Origin of the sequence: Haladaptatus litoreus (assembly GCF_900156425.1) — an archaeon.
Taxonomy (GTDB): domain Archaea; phylum Halobacteriota; class Halobacteria; order Halobacteriales; family Haladaptataceae; genus Haladaptatus; species Haladaptatus litoreus.
In genome coordinates, this window is sequence record NZ_FTNO01000005.1 from 266,313 (window position 1) to 283,641 (window position 17,329).

A 17,329-nucleotide genomic window follows, 5' to 3' on the forward strand; every position below is an offset into this window, starting at 1 on the left:
CGCCTCACCGTACAAGTCAATTATAAATCAAATATTCCATTCATAACAATTATGGCAGTATGCCATCTCTATCGAGTATCCTGAGCAAAATGAGTGATACGTCCCCCATCGTCGTTCTCCACGTTGACGACGACCACAGTTTGCTCGACCTCACGAAGACCTTTCTCGAAGGAGAGTCAGAACAGCTACGCATTCACACCGCCACCTCCAGCGAAGCGGCGCTTTCCGTGCTTCGAGAGACGGCCATCGACTGCATCGTCAGCGATTACGAAATGCCCGAAATGGACGGCCTCGAACTCCTCGATGTCGTCAGGGAAGAGTATCCCGAACTTCCGTTCGTTCTCTTTACCAGTGCTGGAAGCGAGGAAATCGCGAGCCGTGCGATTTCCGCTGGCGTCACCGACTATATCGAAAAGGAAATCACGTCTGACGGCTGTGCGGTGTTGGCAAACCGAATCGAGAACGCCGTTCACACCTATCGCACCGAGAACGCGCTTCGAGAGAGCGAGGAACGCTATCGAACCGTCGTGGAAGGAAGCCACGACGCGATATACATCTATCAGGACAACCGCTTCGCCTTCGTCAACGAACGCGTCTGCGAGATTACCGGCTACGACGCCGAGGAACTGCGAGGGATGAACGTCTGGACGCTCCTGCATCCTGCCGACCACGAACGCATAAAAGAAATCGCGGCGAGTCGAAAGCGCGGCAACCACTCCGTTTCGACCTACGAAGCGAAGTTCAAAACGAAGGACGATGACGTTCGATACGGCGACTTCTCCGTGCGCAGAACGAGTTACGACGGCAAACCGGCGACAATCGGAACCGTTCGCGACGTAACCGACCGCAAACGAAGCGAGCGACGCCTGCAAGCCCTCATCGAACACTCACAGGACATCGTCACGCTCATCGACGAAACTGGCATTATCCGGTACGAAAGCCCCTCCGTCTCCCGGCTCGGCTACGACATGGACGACCTGTTGGGCGAACTTGCATTCGATTACATTCACCCCGACGACCGCCAGCACGTGATGGAAACGTTCTACCGGGCGCTAGAAGACCCGACCGTCACACCGACGATTACCTATCGGTTCCAGCACGCGGACGGGTCGTGGAACTACCTCGAAACGACGGGTGAAAATCATCTCACCGACCCCGCAGTCGAGGGCTTGGTTCTCAATTCGCGGGACGTGACCGAACTCCGGCGGATGAAAGAAGAGCGTAACGAAATTCTCGCCCGAATGACCGACGCCTTCCTCGCGCTGGACGACGAATGGCGATTTACGTATCTGAACCGACGAGCGGAGCAGATTCTTCGCCGAACCGCTCCGGAAATCATCGGCGAGAACATCTGGGAACTGTTTCCCGAAACGGTCGATTCGTTCTTCTACGAAGGATTTCGGGAGGCTATGCGGACACAGGAACCGACCACGTTCGAAGGATACTACGAACCCCTCGACGGGTGGTTCGAAGCGAACGTCTATCCGTCCGACAACGGCGTGTCGATTTACCTTCGGGACGTAACCGAGCGCAAGAACCGCGAGGAGACGCTCGAATCGCTCCACGATTCGACCCGCGAACTCATGCAGGCAGAAACGAGCGCCGACGTGAGCGAACTCGCGGTCACAATCGCAACCGACGTTCTCGAATTGCCGGTCACCGGCATCTGGCAGCACGAAAACGACGAGTTCCGACTGGCCGCCAGAACCGAAATGCATCGAGAGGAGTACGGAACGGGCGTCTCCATCTCCGACCGGCGTGCCACGTTGGAAGCGTTCGAAGCGGACGAAACGATCATCAGACGTGAACAGGAAGACGGGGAAGTACGGGAGGGCGAGGAAGACGGAGAAGAATGGGAAGAACGAGACGGTGAGGAAGAACGGGAAGAAGAATGGGAAAACGAAACCGAATCGAAAAAATCGGAGGCGTTCGTCCCGCTCGGCAGTCGCGGCGTGATGGCGTTCGGTGGCGACGAATTGGACGACTTCGACGTGTACTACGCGCAACTGCTGGCCGCGAACACCGCCGCCGCGCTCGACCGAGCGGAGCGAGAGGACGAGCGCAAGGCGAACCAGCGCGAACTGGAGCGCCAGAACGAGCGACTCGAGGAGTTCGCAAACCTCGTTTCACACGACCTGAGAAACCCGCTCAACGTCGCACAGGGCTATCTCGACCTGTACCGGGCGACGGAAGAATCGGAGCATCTGGCGCGAGTGGACAACGCCCACGAGCGAATGGCAGGAATCGTAAAGGACGTGTTGACGCTGGCGCGACAGGGCCAGACGGTGAGCGAGACCAAACCGGTGTACGGGTCAGAAATCACGACGAACGCGTGGGCGTCCGTCGAAACGGGGTCGGCCACGCTCGATGTCTCGTGGGAAACCACCATCGACGCGGACGCGAGTCGCCTCCAGCAGGTGCTCGAAAACCTGTTCCGAAACGCCATCGAACACGCCGGGTCGGACGTGGCGGTTACCGTCGGCGAACTGAATGCAGTCGGCGAGGGGAAAGTCGGGAGAAACACAAGCGGAGCAGGAACTGCGAGGAGCGTTTCGTCCATCGACTCCGGCGCTGGGTTTTACGTCGAAGACGACGGGCCCGGGATTCCCGAATCGTCGCGCGAATCGGTGTTCGAAACGGGTTACTCCACCGCCGAAACCGGCACCGGATTCGGGTTAACTATCGTCAAACAGATTGCCGAGGCGCATGGATGGAACGTGTCACTCCGAAAGGGCGAAACTGGAGGCACACGATTCGAGTTCACTGGCGTCGAACTGGCAGAGTGAATGACGCGCGTTTCACAGGAACACGTCATCAAACGGTGGCTCGAACTCGAAACTCGAAAATCCGACGTTCCCTCGGTGGACGCCGAGTCGCTCACAGAGCGCGAGGCGCTGGACGAACTGCTGAACGCGAAACCGGGTGCCGCATCGTTCCTCTGGCGCGAGGCACCGATTGAGTGGAGAGAAGTGACGCTCTCTCGACACGCATTCGAGCGACTGCGCGTCATCGACGGCCCGGAAAACCTGTCGTGGCGGGCGCTCTCGCCGGACGAAACGGTTCTCGGGGCGGCGCGCAATGTATCGACTGGAAACCCGGACGACCTGACCGCAAAAACCGGAGTCGATGTTCGTCAGGTACGTTCGATTGCCGAAAACCCGCCCGACGAACCACTGGTGTTGGTTGACCGTCGGAACTGCCGCCCTCCGCGCGTCATGGACGGAAACTACCGGGCGACGGCGCGGGCGCTGAACCTCGTCGAAACAGGCACCTACGACCCAGTTTCGGCGTATGTCGGTGTTCCATCCCGACCCGTTCTGAAGCCGATTCGGAAGTTCGTCTGTGAACTCGTTCGCCGACGCCGTCGGCGAACGTGGTAGCCGAAAGGAATTTCTTTAAATCCGTCGCATAGCATACGTGCCATCAGCACAGACGGTCTACTTCACGGGGCCGCGCGAACTCGACGTTCGCGTGGAAGGGGTTTCCGAACCGGGGCAGGACGAGGTGCTCGTTCGCGCCGAGGTGTCGGCAGTCAGTCCGGGCACCGAACTCCTCGTCTATCGAGGGGACGCACCGACCGAACTGGCGACCGACGCGACTATCGACGCGCTGTCCGGGTCGCTTGCGTTCCCACTCAAATACGGCTACGCGACCGCCGGGAGTGTCGTCTCGACCGGCGGGAACGTTTCCGACGATTGGATTGGCGAATCCGTGTTCGCGTTCCACCCGCACGCGAGTCATTTTCTCGCGTCACCGTCCGACCTCGTCCGGATTCCGGACGGGGTCACTCTGGCGGAAGCGGTCTTCCTACCGACCGTCGAGACGGCGGTGAACTTCGTCCTCGATGGGACACCGCGAATCGGGGAGCAGGCCGTCGTTTTCGGGCAAGGACTCGTCGGATTGGTGACGACGGGGCTGCTCGCTGACTGTCCGCTTTCCGACCTCGTAACTGTTGATTGCTATCCCCAGCGGCGCGAACTCGCGGAAGCGATAGGTGCGGATTGCAGTCTGGATGCGACAGGCGACGTGTGCGAAAAAATCGACGCCGAACTCTCCCGTCCAAAAACGCCCGCGGGTGCAGATTTGACATACGAACTCTCCGGTAATCCATCCGCACTGGACGACGCAATCGCGGTGACGGGATACGACGGACGGATTCTGGTCGGGTCGTGGTACGGCGAAAAGCGCGCCGACATCAATCTCGGTGGGGGGTTTCACCGGAGTCGCATCGACATCGAGAGCACGCAGGTGAGTACGATTTCCCCGGAATTGCGGGGACGATGGGATGCAGACCGCAGACTCGCGGTGGCGTGGCGGCGACTCTCGAATCTCGATGTGACGTCGCTCGTCACTCACCGAATTTCGATTGGGAACGCCCACAACGCATATCGACTGTTGGACGAACGCCCGAACGAGGCAGTGGGCGTCCTTCTGACGTACGACTAACAGCAATGGAGGACATCAGATTACCGAACATGTACGAAGTAACCGTTTCCAAACCGTTCGTCGCACAGCATTACCTGACAGTTCCGAATCCCGGCCCGGAGGGGGAATTGCACTCTCATCGCTACGGGGCCGAGATTCGTCTCCGGGGCGAGTCGCTGAACGAATTCGGCTATCTCGTGGACATCGACCGATTGCGTGAGTCGTTGGACGACACCATCGCCCACTATCGAGACGAGACGCTGAACGACCTGCCGGAGTTCGAGGGATTGAACCCCAGCGTCGAGCATTTTTCACGGCTGTTCTGTGACCGCGTTCTCGCCGGAATCGACGCCCCGGAGGTCAGCGAAATCGAGGTAACACTGCGAGAGGACGACGACGCGTGGGCTAGCTTCGAACGGTCGGTGTGATGAATCTCGGACTCGTCGTATACGGTTCGCTTTCCGAGCGTTCCGGTGGATTTCGGTACGACAGGAAACTGGTCGAGGGACTGCGGAAACGAGGCCACAGCGTAGAAATCATCGGCTTTCCGTGGGAGTCGTACCGGCGCTGTCTCCTGCACAATTTTTCGCGCCGACGTCGCTCCCGACTTTCGGGATTCGACGTGCTGCTCGAAGACCACCTCTGTCATCCGTCGCTGGTTCGGACAAACCGCGAGATAGACGCGCCAATCGTTGCCGTCGTCCACCATCTTCGGTCGGACGAACCACGAGCGGCGTGGAAAAATCGGGGGTACCGTGCGATTGAGCGTGACTATTTCCGGCATCTCGACGGCGTGATTTGCAACAGCGAGACGACGCGACAGTCGGTTTTCGACCTGCTCGATTCGCAGGAGCGAAGCGACCTGAAGGCAGCAGTGGCATACCCCGCAGGCGACCGATTCGAGCGATTCGTTCCAGTGCTGTCGATTGGCCGGGAGTTCGAGGGCACGCTTCGACTCGTCTTTCTCGGAAACGTCGTTCCCAGAAAGGGGCTTCACGTCCTACTAGGTGGTCTTTCCTCCGTCTCGGGAAACTGGCATCTCACGGTTATCGGCGCGAAAACGGACGGGAAGTACGCCACCCGAGTTCGTCGTCTCCGCGATGAACTCGGCCTGCGCGAGAAGGTTTCGTTTGCGGGCCGACTGCCGGACGAGGCCGTCGCCGGACAGCTCGCCCGGAGCCACGTTCTCGCGGTTCCGTCGCTGTACGAAGGCTTCGGCCTCGTCTACCTCGAAGGGATGGCGTTCGGTCTGCCCGCGATTGCCACGACGGCAGGGGGTGCGAGAGAAATCGTCTCGGACGGCGACGACGGATTTTTGCTTCCCCCCGACGACCCCAGTGCGATTGCCGACGCAGTTCGCACGCTTCGGGATGACAGACGCCGACTCGCGCAAATGAGCATCTCGGCGCGGGAGCGGTACGAACGCCAACCGGGATGGAATGAGGCGACCGAATCGGCCGAAAGACTGCTGAGAGAAATCTACCAAGATAGAAGGGTTCCACCGGAGCAATGACGTTTCAACAATATCTCGACGCGAAACGAACAGTGGACGACCGGGCGCTGAATCGGCGGGTACTCCGCCGATTTCAGCGCGAACTGTGCGACGCCGCCGAATCCGCCACCCCTGCCGACCGCGTGCGAGTGCTCGAAATCGGGGCCGGAATCGGCACGATGATAGAGCGACTTCGCTCGTGGAACTGCCTGCCGAATCAGGTGCAGTACACCGCACTCGATATTAATCCGGAAAACGTCGAGATGGCCCGCGAGCGACTACAATCGGGTGGGTTCGAACGAGACGGCGACGGAGACGAACTCCGGTACGAGCGAAACGGGCAGTCCCTTACGGTTCGTTTCGAAGTCGCGGAGGCAGTCGAATTTGCACAGAAAACCGATAGACAGTGGGACGCCCTCGTCGGGCACGCAGTCGCCGACCTATTCGATTTGGAGTCGGCATTTCCGGCGTTCCGTTCGGTAGTCGACTCCGGCGGATTGTGCTACTTCCCGATTACTTTCGATGGAGAGACGATGTTCGAACCGGCACACGAACTGGACGAACGAGTCACGGAACTGTACCACCGGCACATGGACGACGGCGACGGGTCGAGCAGAGCAGGGCGACGACTGCTCGCCGAATGTCGAAACCGAGAGACGGAACTGCTCGCTGTCGGAAGTTCCGACTGGGTGGTGTATCCCGAAAACGGGTCGTACCACGCGGACGAGGGGATTTTCCTCCGGCACATTCTCGGAACGATTGCGGGCGTTCTCGACGGCCATTCGGAAATCGACACGGAGGCGTTTTCCGACTGGTTGGCGACGCGCCACAGACAGGTCGGTGAAGGGGAACTCACCTACATCGCCCACCAGTTCGACGTGCTGGCGAAGATGGTGTGACCGCGGTAGGTGGGGGAGAGAATTGCTTCGGAGAAGATTCACCGGTTCCCGCCAAAGAGTGGTCTACTTACTAACCAATTCGAGAAATTATTTTCGAACTGTCCATTTCGTATCCGGGTCGTGTCACCGAAATCAGCAGTCGGGAAATGGTAGAGAAAACACAAAATATACAAAGTGAAGGTTACCGAGTATAGCTTATGGATTGGACGGAACGACTCCCGCCACGGCCGTGGCTCGTGCGCGGAGTCGTCTTATTGTTGGTCGTCTCCCTACTCGCCCCCTCCGCCGTCTCCGCGATTACCTACGACCAGGAGGAATCGAATCTGACCAAAGGAACCATCGAAAGCCCTGCTAACGGCACGACAGTTATCAGTGTTCAGGGATACCACTTCCAAGGACAAGGAAACAAGAAAAAGCCCGCTCGCCTCGTCGCCGTCGGCCCGAACGGAAACGTCGAATGGGTTCACAACGGCTCGAAAGAAGGTGCGTCGTGGTTCTACGACGTTGACCCGCTGGACAACGGCAACCTGCTCGTCACCTCGACACAGCGCGGTGGCACCCTCGTCTACGAGTACAACCCCGACACGCAAGAAAAGGAGTGGGAGCAGTTCCTCGAAATCCACGACACCCACGACGTTGACCTCATCAACGGTGACCAACTGCTCGTCGCCAACATGCGCGCCTACAACGAGAGCACCGGCCAGAACGACGACCGACTGTTCATCTACGATTTAGAGGACGACGAAATCACGTGGGAGTGGTACTTCCGCAGCCATTACGAGAAAAAGAACGGCGGCGACTACACGGACGACTGGACGCACGTCAACGACGTTGACAAAATCGGCCCCGGTAAGTACATGGCCGACCCGCGAAACATGGACGAAGTCATCGTCGTCGACCGTGAGTCCAAAGAAGTCACGATGAAGCTCGGAGAGGACGGCGACTACGACACGCTTCAGGAACAGCACAATCCGGACTATCTCGAAAGCGAATCGGGCAACCCGACCATCCTCGTCGCCGACTCCGAGAACCACCGCATCGTGGAGTACGAAAAACGCGGTAACGAGTGGGAATCGACGTGGGAGATGGGTTCCTCCGAGAAGTTCAACTGGCCCCGTGACGCAGACCGCCTGCCGAACGGCAACACGCTCATCACCGACTCCTCGAACCACCGCGTCATCGAAGTGACGCCGGAAGGCGAAATCGTCTGGGAGTTCTACTCGCCGTGGCTTCCCTACGACGCGGAGCGCGTCGTTCACGGTGACGGTTCGAACGGCCCGACGATGGCCGACCACGGAACGACCGGCGACTACCAAGTTTCGGGTAGTGCGAACATCGACCCCGGAACCGGTGACCGCGTGAAGATGTCCGTCCTCCTCGGCAACACCTTCTCGGGAACGGCCATCGAGGAAGACATGCGAGAATACGGCGAGGTGTGGGACCAAGCCACGCCGTTCATCCGCCCAATTTGGATGAACGAGTACGCCTTCATCGCCGCAATCTTCGCCATCCTGATCGTGCTGGGCTGGCTCATCGGTGAGTTGGTGTACCAGCGACGCCGGATTTACTCCGGCGTGAAACACCGGTTCGCCTGATTACTGATAATCCACGTCCCCCTCTCCCTCCCCAATCCACGCACCCCTATCTGGTTCGCGCGATTCGAGCGGGTCGATATCCTTGTACCACGGGACGTTTTTCAACTGTTCTTTGTTGTACACCAAGTCGTCCTTCGTGTCCCCCGTGAATTCGAAGTTCTGCGTGAGCAAAATTGCGTCCACTGGACAAACCTCCTCGCAGAGTCGGCAGTAGATACATTGCCCGACGTGGAGGTTGTACTGTTCGCCGTTTCGCTGGTCGTCCATCACGATTTGGATGGTGTCGTTCGGACAGACGTTTTCGCACTGGCGACACCAGATACATCGCTCCTGACTGAACTTGTGAATCCCGCGGAATCGCGGGCTGACTTCCGGCGGTACGTCGGGATACTCCACGGTGAACGTCTCGCCGTCGAGCGCGTGTTTCATCGTCGTCGCCATTCCTTTGAGTAGGCCAATCATCGGTCAACACTCCCGAGGACGATGTCGAGACTTCCCAACGAGGCAATCAAATCCGGCACGTACTCTCCGTTCGCCATCTCGGGAAGCGCCGAGAGGTTGTGGAAACACGGGCTTCGAATCTTGAACCGTGCTGGCTTCGACGTGTTGTCAGAACGGATGTAGACGCCGAGTTCGCCCTTCGCGGCTTCGACCGCGCGATACGTTTCTGCATCCATCGGCGGTTTGAGCGTTCGCGGCACGTTCGATTGGAGTTCTCGGTCGTCTTCCGGCCAGTCGTCGAGTATATTGACGCACTGCTCTACGATTCTCGCGGACTGTTCGACTTCCCGCAGTCGCACGAGGACGCGGGAGAAGTTGTCGCAACCGGGTTCCGTAACGACATCCCAATCGAGTCGGTCGTAGTAGCCGTAGGGGTCGTCTCTACGGATGTCGTAATCGACGCCCGAACCGCGAGCAACCGGGCCGGTGACGCCGTACTGCTTCGCAACGTCGGGTTCGAGGACGCCGGTTCCGACGCACCGCAGTTGGAAGATTTCGTTGTTCGTGAGCAAGTCGTGGTACTCTTCGAGTGCCTGCGGCAGTTCGTCGACGAAATCCATCGTCTTGTCGAAAAACTCCTCGCGCGGTTCCGGGAGGTCCCAGATGACACCGCCGATGCGGAAGTAGTTGAACATCATTCGCTGGCCGGTCAAATCCTCCAAGACGTTCTGTGCCTTCTCGCGGTCGCGGAACGCGTACTGGAAGATGGCGGTAAAGTCTCCGTACACGTCCAGCGCGAACGTTCCGAGGGCGAGGAAGTGACCCGCCATCCGCGAGAGTTCGACGCCGAGCGTTCTAAGCACCTTCGCGTAATCGGGAACGTCGATGTCCGCGAGGTCTTCGATGGCCCGCGCATAGGCCCACTCGTTGGTCATGTTCGCAGTGTAATCCCAGCGGTCTGGGTACGGCATGATTTCGTGCCGGTAGTTGCCCGACTGGGCCATCTGTTCCTCACAACGATGGAGGTAGCCGATGTCGGGTTCGACGTCGAGCACCTGCTCGCCGTCGAGGACGGTTTCCAGATGGAGAACACCGTGCGTGGCCGGGTGGTGCGGCCCGATGTTGATGAAGACGGTGTCGGAGTCACCGCCGACGTGGTCTTCTAACAGTGGGTTTTGATGTTCCTCCAACGCCACGACCTGCGGTCGGTCTTGGTCGTAGTCGAGCGAAAGCGGGTGGCCCTGCCACGTCTCGGGCAACAGAATCCGGCGCATATCCGGATGGCCGTCGTACTCGATTCCGACGAGGTCGTAGGCCTCGCGTTCGTGCCAGTTCGCGGTCGTGTAGACGGGTTCCGCCGTCTGACTTCTCGGTTCGTCTATGGCCGTCGGGACGACGACGCTCACCTCCTGTCGCGGGTCGTCGTACTTTTTCAGATGGTAGATGCTCTCGTACCGGTCTTCGTACTGCTGAGCCGTCAAACACGAGAGATGGTCGAATCCGGCCTCGCCGCGAAGGACGCTCAGCACGTCCTGTACCTCGTCCGGGCGGATAACGAACGCGGGCGCGTTCAGATGCTCTTCGCGCCCGATGACGAACTCGCCGAGTAGGTCGGCGAGTTCGTCGCCGTCCACCAGTTGTTCCTGTACGCTCATGGCGAATCCACCCAGTTGTACCGCATGACGAGCGTCTCTTCGTCGATTTGGTCGGCGAGCGACTGTACCAGTTCGTCACGTTCTAAATCGCCGAACTGCTCCAGTTCGTAGGGCTTCACGACGACTGGACTGGCTTCCCCGTGGGCGATTCGTTCCTGTAGCTTGGCGACGCCGTAGATGAGCGCCTCCGGGCGCGGCGGACAGCCGGGAACGTGAATGTCGCACGGGATGACCTCTTCTGCACCCTTGATGACGTTGTATCCTTCCTGAAACGGCCCGCCGGAGCAGGTACACGACCCCATGCTGACGACGAACTTGGGTTCCGGCATCTGGTCGTAGATGCGCTTCATCCGCGGCGCGAACTTCGAGACGATGGTTCCCGGCACGATTATCACGTCGGCCTGCCGAGGCGACGCTCGCGGAACCCCCGCACCGAAGCGGTCCAAATCGTGTTTGACCGCGTAGGTGTGCATCATCTCGATGCTACAGCAGGCGATACCGAACTGGAGCATGAACATCGACGACCCTCGTACCCAGTTCATGAACGCGTCGAACTTCGTCAAAATGAACGGCGACGTTCCGAGCGCATCGCGGAGTTTCGAATCGAACCGACTCGGCAGTTGGTCTTTCGCCTCGGAGCGACTGGCTTGGCCGACCGGGCGCTGGTCTGGCGGACTATCCATCCCTGTTGCTGACGGTGAATCGTGGCTCATATCCCCTTCCCCCGAAACCCGTGTTACCGGGCATCAGTGGGCGTAAGGGAAGGACAGTGATGAATATTTGGTGGCTATTTCAAGGGTCAGTTTCGAAACGGCGTTTTGGCTCTACTCACGCCGAAATCGTGTCGGCTTTCACCGTCGCGCGCTCGGCTATCGCGGGGTCTGCGGCGAACTCGACCACCACGTCCTCGCTCTCGCTCGGGTACCACACGGCTTCGACGCGGGCGTGGTCGTACAGCCACGAGAGGAGCGACATCGTTTCGCTCGTGTTGGGAAGCGTCAGTCGGTCGGTTTGCCACTCCGGTAGTTCGTCCACGATTCGCTCCCGAAGCGCGTCGATACCGTCGTTTTCGGTCGTACTGACGACGACGGGATTCGACACGAGGTCGGACACGCCCGAAACTCGCTCGTCCAATTTCTCGCCCGAAACGCAGTCGGCCTTGTTCAGCACCGTTACGATTCGCTCCGCGTCGCCGTCCAGCAAATCGAGCGACGTTTGAAGCTTCTCGCGTAGTTCGGGAAGCGGGTCGCTCACGTCGGCAACGAGAAGCACGAGGTCGGCTTCGTACGTCTCCGTGAGCGTCGTTTCGAACGATTCGACCAGCCAGTGGGGCAGGTCGCTGATGAATCCGACCGTATCCGTGATGAGTGTCCTCCGGCCCTGAATCTCGGCCCGGCGGGTCGTCGTTTCGAGCGTCTTGAACAGTCTGTCTTCCGCCGCCGCACTCTCGTGGAGGTCGTCGTGAGTATCCGAGTCGAACGCCATTTCGTCTGCCAATCGACGCAGAAGCGTCGATTTCCCGGCGTTGGTGTAGCCCGCGAGTGCGACGAGGTCGAAGCCCTGTTCCCTGCGCTTTTCGCGTCGCTGGTCGCCCACGTCGGAGAGACTGTCCAATTTCGATTTGATGCGGTCGATTCGGTCTTTGATGTCCGTGATTCGCCTGTCTTCTTTCTCGCCGAGTCCGTTCCGAGAACGGCGTTCGTTGGCGACTTCCTTCTCCAAGCGGATTTCGGCCTGCACCCGCGGAAGCTCGTACTGCAACTGCGCGAGTTCGACCTGTAGTTTCGCCCGGCGAGTTCCGGCCTGCTGGCTGAATATTTCGAGAACGAGTCGATAACGGTCGATGAGTTGAGTTTCGTCGGGGCACAACTGGCCGAGTTCGTAGGTCTGCTGTGGCGAAAGCGGGTTGTCGAAGATGACGTTGCGTGCGTCGCTCGTTTTCACTCGCTCCGCTAGCGTTTCGGCCTTTCCGCGCCCGAACTGGTACTTCGAATCCTCGACCCGTGTTTGCGTGACTTCGCCAACCACGTCGTACCCTGCCGCGTCGGCGAGCGCGCGAATCTCCGCCGTGTCCCGCGGAGTCGTCGTTTCGCCGCCCATATTTTCGTCGTCCGCCGTTCCGTCATCCGCCGTTCCGTCAGTTGCCGCTCCGCTGTCCATCCGTTGTGCGATAATTGCTGAACCTGATTGCATAGTGATTGCTTATGTGGTGTATTTCTGTCAAGCCGACTGTCGAACATCGACAGTCGACGCTATTCGACGGTAACGAACGAAACCGGGAAACAGGGGAGACAGCCGTGGCTATCCGAAGATAGACGGTGTACTACCCCGCAGTGGCCCGGTCAGTGAAGGAGAGAGGTGGTCATGATTCGACCTTGCTTCCCGATATGACGACACCCATGAAAAGCTTTGTGGTGGTGTCAACGATGGGAACTAATTGGAAACCGAGAACGAATCGTCAGACGAGCAGTTGGATGTCCGCCTCGGCCATATGTTCGAGGGCGGTGGCCGCGCCGACGCCCGAAACGACGCCGTCGTAGAACTCAGTTTCGTCGTAGTCCATCAACTCCATCGTCATCTGGCAGGCCTGCAGTTCCACGCCGGTTTCTAACGACACGTCGATGAGTTCCTCGATGGTCGCGGTGCCGTTCTCCTCGATTTTCTTCTGCATCATCTTCGTCGCCATGGAGTCCATGCCGGGGAGCGCAGCCATCGCGTTCGGCATCGGCATACTCGGATTGCCGACCGCGCTGAGTTTGAGGTTCTTGGATTTTTTCTCGTGGAGGATGTCTAGTCCCCAGAACGTGTGGAAGACGACCACGTCCCACCCGAACGCGGCGGCAGTGCTGGCGAGGATGAGCGGGGGGTATGCCATGTCGAGTGTGCCCTTCGTAGCGATGATGGTCATCTTCTTCTGACCGCCGATTTCGTCTTTCAGGTCGGCGAGTTCGCCCTCCAACTGCTCGATTCGCTCGCGGAGTGCTGTTTCGTTCGTCTCGTCTGCTTCCGCGGTGGATGGCGTATCCGTACTCATGCTTACTCCGTTTTCCGGACGAAATGGCGGTAGACCGCTTCGCCGCCGTCCTCGCCTTCTTGCTGTTCGAGCAGTTCGACGCCGTCGGTCGTGTTCGCCCATCCCTTCAGGTCGCTCATGCTCCCGGAGTCGGTTGCGACGACTTCCAGCACGTCGCCTTCGGTCAGTTCGTCGGTCGCCTGTTTCGTCTTGACGACCGGCATCGGGCAGTTCAGTCCTGTTACGTCCAGCGTCTCCGTGATGTCGAATTTCGTACTCATTGTGAGGTCACCAATGTGTTGTCTTGGATGTATTGGACAATACCGCCCGAACCATTAAAAGTGTGTTGGATATTGTGCTTAATGCGCACAACAAAATAGTGCGAAAGCAGTGTTTAAAGGCCTAATTGAGCCTAGCAAAAGCGAATCCGATATTGGTATTGCAGAGAATTTGGAATACTATGCGAACCCTTTTGTGTCTGTGTCCGATACCTACTGCTGTCCATGAGCGAATCACCGTTCCCATCACCGAGCGCCGAAGTCGCGTCGGTAACCCCGAACGAACTGTACGAGCGAATCGACGCGGGCGAATCCGTCACGCTACTCGACGTTCGCGCGACCGACGAGTACGAAAAGTGGAAAATCGACGGCGAAAACGTCGAGAGTAGCAACGTCCCCTATTTCGAATATCTCGCGGACGACCCGGACGACGAACTGTTCGACCCGGTTCCGAAGGACGAGGACGTGACCGTTCTGTGCGCAAAAGGTGGGTCGAGCGAGTACATCGCCGGGCTGTTCGCCGAGCGTGGCTACGACGTGAACCATCTCGAAGACGGAATGAAAGGCTGGGCGCGCGTCCTCGAACGGCGTGAAATCGAAAGTGAAAACGCAGACACAGCGATTATCCAGTATCAACGACCCTCCAGCGGATGTTTGTCCTACCTCGTCGTTTCGGACGGCGAGGCGGCGGTCATCGACCCGCTTCGAGCGTTCGAGGAGGAGTACACAGAAGACGCAGAGAAACGGGATGCCGAACTCACATACGCCATCGACACGCACGTTCACGCCGACCACGTCAGCGGCGTTCGAACCGTAACGCAATCCGGCAGTGCTGAATCGGTCGTTCCCGCACCCGCAGACGCCCGCGGCATCGAGTACGACGTGCCGTACCGAACCGTCGAAGACGGCGAGAAACTCCCGCTCGGGAACACCGAAATCGACGTGATTCACACCCCCGGCCACACGACGGGAATGACCTCCTACGGGGTCGGCGGCGTGCTGTTCACTGGAGATACCCTCTTCACCGAGAGCGTGGCCCGCCCCGACCTCGAAGAGGGTGACGAAGGCGCGCCGGAGGCCGCGAAAATCCTCCACGAGACGCTTCAAGAGCGGATTCTGTCGCTTCCCGACGAAACCGTGGTCGCGCCGGCACATTTCAGCGATTCGGCGGTTCCTGCCGAGGATGGCACCTACACCGCGACAATCGGCGATTTGGCCGACTCGATGGACGCGCTCTCGATGAGCCGCGAGGAGTTCGTGGAGTTCGTGCTGTCGGATATGCCGCCACGTCCTGCGAACTACGAGGACATCATCGCAACGAACTTGGGTAAACAGCACACAAAAGACGAAGAAGCGTTCGAGCTCGAACTCGGACCGAACAACTGCGCCGCGAGTCGAGACTCGCTCACGAGCGACTAACGCGGCGGGGGAGAATATATGGCAATTTCGTTACTACAATCAGCACTCATGCCAGCACTCACGTTCGCAGAGCTATTCCCGAACGGCGTTTCCCACTACGCCATCGGCGGCGTATTCATCGGACTCGGCGTCGCCGTCATCTACCTCGGCACAGGCATCATCGCAGGGGCGAGCACGTTCTTGGAGACGACGCTGTCGTACGTCTCCAACGTGCCGCGATTTCAGAGAGGAAAATACGTCGCCTCCCGCGATTGGCGCGTCGTCTTCACGCTGGGAATCATCGGCGGTGCGGCAATCTACCAGGCCGCCTTCCACGGCGAAATCTGGACGACTGATGTGGAGTGGTGGCGACTCCTCGGCGGCGGTATCCTCGTCGGTATCGGTACGCGAATCGGGAAGGGCTGTACGTCCGGCCACGGTGTTTGTGGCGTTGGTTCGGCCTCGTTCACCTCCATCGTCAACGTGGCGACGTTCATGACGATTGCAATCGGAACCGCACAACTGATGCAGGCGATGGGAATGGGGATTTCGCCATGAGCGGGAAATCGAGGGCGGGAAAATCTGGCGTGGACACGAACGAACGCGGGCCGCTGTTCATGCCCTTGGTACTGGTCGGCGGCCTCGTTTTCGGGTTCGGACTCGGTTTCAGTCAGATGGCCAAACCCGAAGTCGTGCTGCAGTTTCTCCAGTTCGACGATTTCGGCCTGCTGTTCGTCATGGGTGGTGCGGCGGTCGTTACTGGAACGACGTTCGCCGTCGCAACTCGACTGTCCGGGAACGCGCCGTTGACCGGGAAATCGTACACCCGACGGCTGAAATCGTTCGACAAAAACGTCCTCGTCGGCGGCGGAATCTTCGGCGTCGGCTGGGGTATTTCGGGCATCTGTCCGGGGGCCGCCTACGCCAGCGTCGGCCTCGGAAACTACCTCATCCTGTTCGGCATCGGCGGAATGTTCCTCGGTGCGTATCTCCAAGGGTTGTGGCGAAAACACCGTGCAGACGCAACCAGTCCGGCGACGAGTGCAGACTGAGCAAGCTGGGTGAGCGATTTATCCACCTCTGCCGAGTGGAGTGTTGTGAAAACCTTGCAAAATCCTTTTACGTCTCAGCGACCAACTTTCGCGTAGACAATGGCAAACTCGATGGCGGAGTATCTTCAGCAGGATATGGAGTGTGAAGGCCTGCTGGAGTGTATCCACGGACTAAAAGAACTCGACAGACAGTGCTATCAGGTCGTCGTCGAGAGCGAGGAATCGCTGACCATCGACGACATCGCAGACCGCATCGAGCGCGAGCGTTCGACCGCCTACCGCTCCATCCAGCGACTGCTTCAGGCAGGCTTCATCCAGAAAGAGCAGGTGAACTACGACCAAGGCGGCTACTACCACGTCTACCGGCCGACCGACCCCGGCGAGGTATCCCACGAGATGCAGCGAATGCTGAACGAGTGGTACGCGAAGATGGGCCAACTGATTCAGGAGTTCGAGGACAAGTACAACGAAACCGAACGACCCGGCCAACCGGTCTAACCGAACTCGTTCGTATCTGTCTGCTGTCCACTTGGTATTTCGTGGTCGATTCTACGCTTTCGAAAGTCATGGGAAGCTATTTGAGGAGTCTGTGACAACTTCCGGAAAATGGCAGTAATCGACGTACTGATGCAGGTTTTGCACACCGTTTTCGCTGGCGTCTGGGCAGGATGGGCGCTGTTCATGGCGCTCCTCGTGATTCCGGCGGCGCAGAAAGGTCATCTCGGAACAGAGGGCCTCAGATGGCTCACGAAACGATTTTCGCGGTTTTCCATGCTAGCTTCGTTCGTTCTGTTCGCCACAGGTGGCCATCTCGCTGGAACCCGGTACACCGTCGAACTCCTCGGTGGAAGCCCGCGCGGCCACCTCGTCCTTACGATGGTCGCACTCTGGTTCGTCCTGACCGGCATCAGCCACGGCGCAAGCAGCGGTCTACTGAAGAATCTCGATGATGGCGCGATGCGTGCCGCCTCCAAATACGCATCGTGGTATTACGCCGGAGGCGTCGTGGCTATCGGCCTGCTCATCGTCGCCGGGCGATTGTAAAGTTTAGACGATAAATTTCGAACGTTAGGGGTTGTGG

Annotated in this window: 17 protein-coding genes and 1 pseudogene; 12 read left to right on the top strand and 6 right to left on the bottom strand. The window is 59.0% G+C overall.

What is annotated here, in order from left to right; translation table 11 throughout:
• Positions 1-89: 89 nt before the first annotated feature.
• The 7 genes from BW974_RS19335 (at position 90) to BW974_RS19365 (ending at position 8,411) form a co-directional block, all read left to right on the top strand.
• Complete coding sequence (locus tag BW974_RS19335; RefSeq protein ID WP_076432005.1) at positions 90-2,786, top strand: PAS domain S-box protein; 2,697 nt, start codon at positions 90-92, stop codon at positions 2,784-2,786.
• Positions 2,787-3,380: a hypothetical protein gene (locus BW974_RS19340; protein ID WP_076432007.1), complete on the top strand. Its 594-nt coding sequence runs from the start codon at positions 2,787-2,789 to the stop codon at positions 3,378-3,380.
• A 37-nt stretch (positions 3,381-3,417) separates the two neighbouring features.
• On the top strand, positions 3,418-4,446 hold the full coding sequence (locus BW974_RS19345; RefSeq protein WP_076432008.1) for a zinc-dependent alcohol dehydrogenase: 1,029 nt from the start codon (positions 3,418-3,420) through the stop codon (positions 4,444-4,446).
• Positions 4,447-4,475: 29 nt separating this feature from the next.
• On the top strand, positions 4,476-4,853 hold the full coding sequence (locus BW974_RS19350; RefSeq protein ID WP_076432285.1) for a 6-pyruvoyl trahydropterin synthase family protein: 378 nt from the start codon (positions 4,476-4,478) through the stop codon (positions 4,851-4,853).
• Positions 4,853-5,938 (top strand): glycosyltransferase family 4 protein, encoded by a 1,086-nt coding sequence (locus BW974_RS19355; RefSeq protein ID WP_076432010.1) that lies wholly within the window; start codon positions 4,853-4,855, stop codon positions 5,936-5,938. Before BW974_RS19350 ends, BW974_RS19355 begins: the two co-directional genes overlap by 1 nt.
• On the top strand, positions 5,935-6,816 hold the full coding sequence (locus BW974_RS19360; RefSeq protein WP_076432012.1) for a methyltransferase domain-containing protein: 882 nt from the start codon (positions 5,935-5,937) through the stop codon (positions 6,814-6,816). Before BW974_RS19355 ends, BW974_RS19360 begins: the two co-directional genes overlap by 4 nt.
• A 197-nt stretch (positions 6,817-7,013) precedes the next feature.
• Positions 7,014-8,411, top strand: coding sequence for an arylsulfotransferase family protein (locus BW974_RS19365; RefSeq protein ID WP_076432013.1), 1,398 nt, complete (start codon positions 7,014-7,016; stop codon positions 8,409-8,411).
• On the opposite strand, the gene BW974_RS19370 is transcribed toward BW974_RS19365, so the two are convergent.
• The 6 genes and pseudogenes from BW974_RS19370 to BW974_RS19395 form a co-directional block, all read right to left on the bottom strand.
• The gene (locus BW974_RS19370; RefSeq protein ID WP_076432015.1) at positions 8,412-8,873 is read right to left on the bottom strand and encodes a NuoI/complex I 23 kDa subunit family protein; all 462 of its coding nucleotides are present in this window, start codon (positions 8,871-8,873) and stop codon (positions 8,412-8,414) included.
• Entirely contained in the window at positions 8,870-10,507 is a 1,638-nt protein-coding gene (locus BW974_RS19375) for an NADH-quinone oxidoreductase subunit D (protein ID WP_076432017.1), read from the bottom strand. Before BW974_RS19375 ends, BW974_RS19370 begins: the two co-directional genes overlap by 4 nt.
• Positions 10,504-11,118: pseudogene (locus BW974_RS19380) on the bottom strand (NADH-quinone oxidoreductase subunit B); the annotation flags it as partial. The pseudogene BW974_RS19380 and the gene BW974_RS19375, both read right to left, overlap by 4 nt.
• Before the next feature lie 217 nt (positions 11,119-11,335).
• Positions 11,336-12,700: a GTPase HflX gene (gene hflX, locus BW974_RS19385; protein WP_245800203.1), complete on the bottom strand. Its 1,365-nt coding sequence runs from the start codon at positions 12,698-12,700 to the stop codon at positions 11,336-11,338.
• A 265-nt stretch (positions 12,701-12,965) separates the two neighbouring features.
• Positions 12,966-13,541, bottom strand: a complete 576-nt coding sequence (locus BW974_RS19390; RefSeq protein ID WP_076432021.1) for a DsrE/DsrF/DrsH-like family protein — start codon at positions 13,539-13,541, stop codon at positions 12,966-12,968.
• A gap of 2 nt (positions 13,542-13,543) precedes the next feature.
• On the bottom strand, positions 13,544-13,801 hold the full coding sequence (locus BW974_RS19395) for a sulfurtransferase TusA family protein (RefSeq protein ID WP_076432023.1): 258 nt from the start codon (positions 13,799-13,801) through the stop codon (positions 13,544-13,546).
• Positions 13,802-14,023: 222 nt separating this feature from the next.
• On the opposite strand from BW974_RS19395, the gene BW974_RS19400 reads away from it, so the two are divergent.
• The 5 genes from BW974_RS19400 to BW974_RS19420 all read left to right on the top strand — a co-directional run bounded on the left by BW974_RS19400 (position 14,024) and on the right by BW974_RS19420 (position 17,292).
• Positions 14,024-15,217: an MBL fold metallo-hydrolase gene (locus BW974_RS19400; protein WP_076432025.1), complete on the top strand. Its 1,194-nt coding sequence runs from the start codon at positions 14,024-14,026 to the stop codon at positions 15,215-15,217.
• Positions 15,218-15,235: 18 nt separating this feature from the next.
• Positions 15,236-15,754, top strand: coding sequence for a YeeE/YedE family protein (locus tag BW974_RS19405; RefSeq protein WP_076432027.1), 519 nt, complete (start codon positions 15,236-15,238; stop codon positions 15,752-15,754).
• Entirely contained in the window at positions 15,751-16,248 is a 498-nt protein-coding gene (locus BW974_RS19410) for a DUF6691 family protein (RefSeq protein ID WP_076432029.1), read from the top strand. Before BW974_RS19405 ends, BW974_RS19410 begins: the two co-directional genes overlap by 4 nt.
• A gap of 99 nt (positions 16,249-16,347) precedes the next feature.
• Entirely contained in the window at positions 16,348-16,746 is a 399-nt protein-coding gene (locus BW974_RS19415) for a helix-turn-helix domain-containing protein (RefSeq protein ID WP_076432031.1), read from the top strand.
• A gap of 108 nt (positions 16,747-16,854) precedes the next feature.
• Complete coding sequence (locus BW974_RS19420) at positions 16,855-17,292, top strand: CopD family protein (protein WP_076432033.1); 438 nt, start codon at positions 16,855-16,857, stop codon at positions 17,290-17,292.
• Positions 17,293-17,329 lie beyond the last annotated feature (37 nt).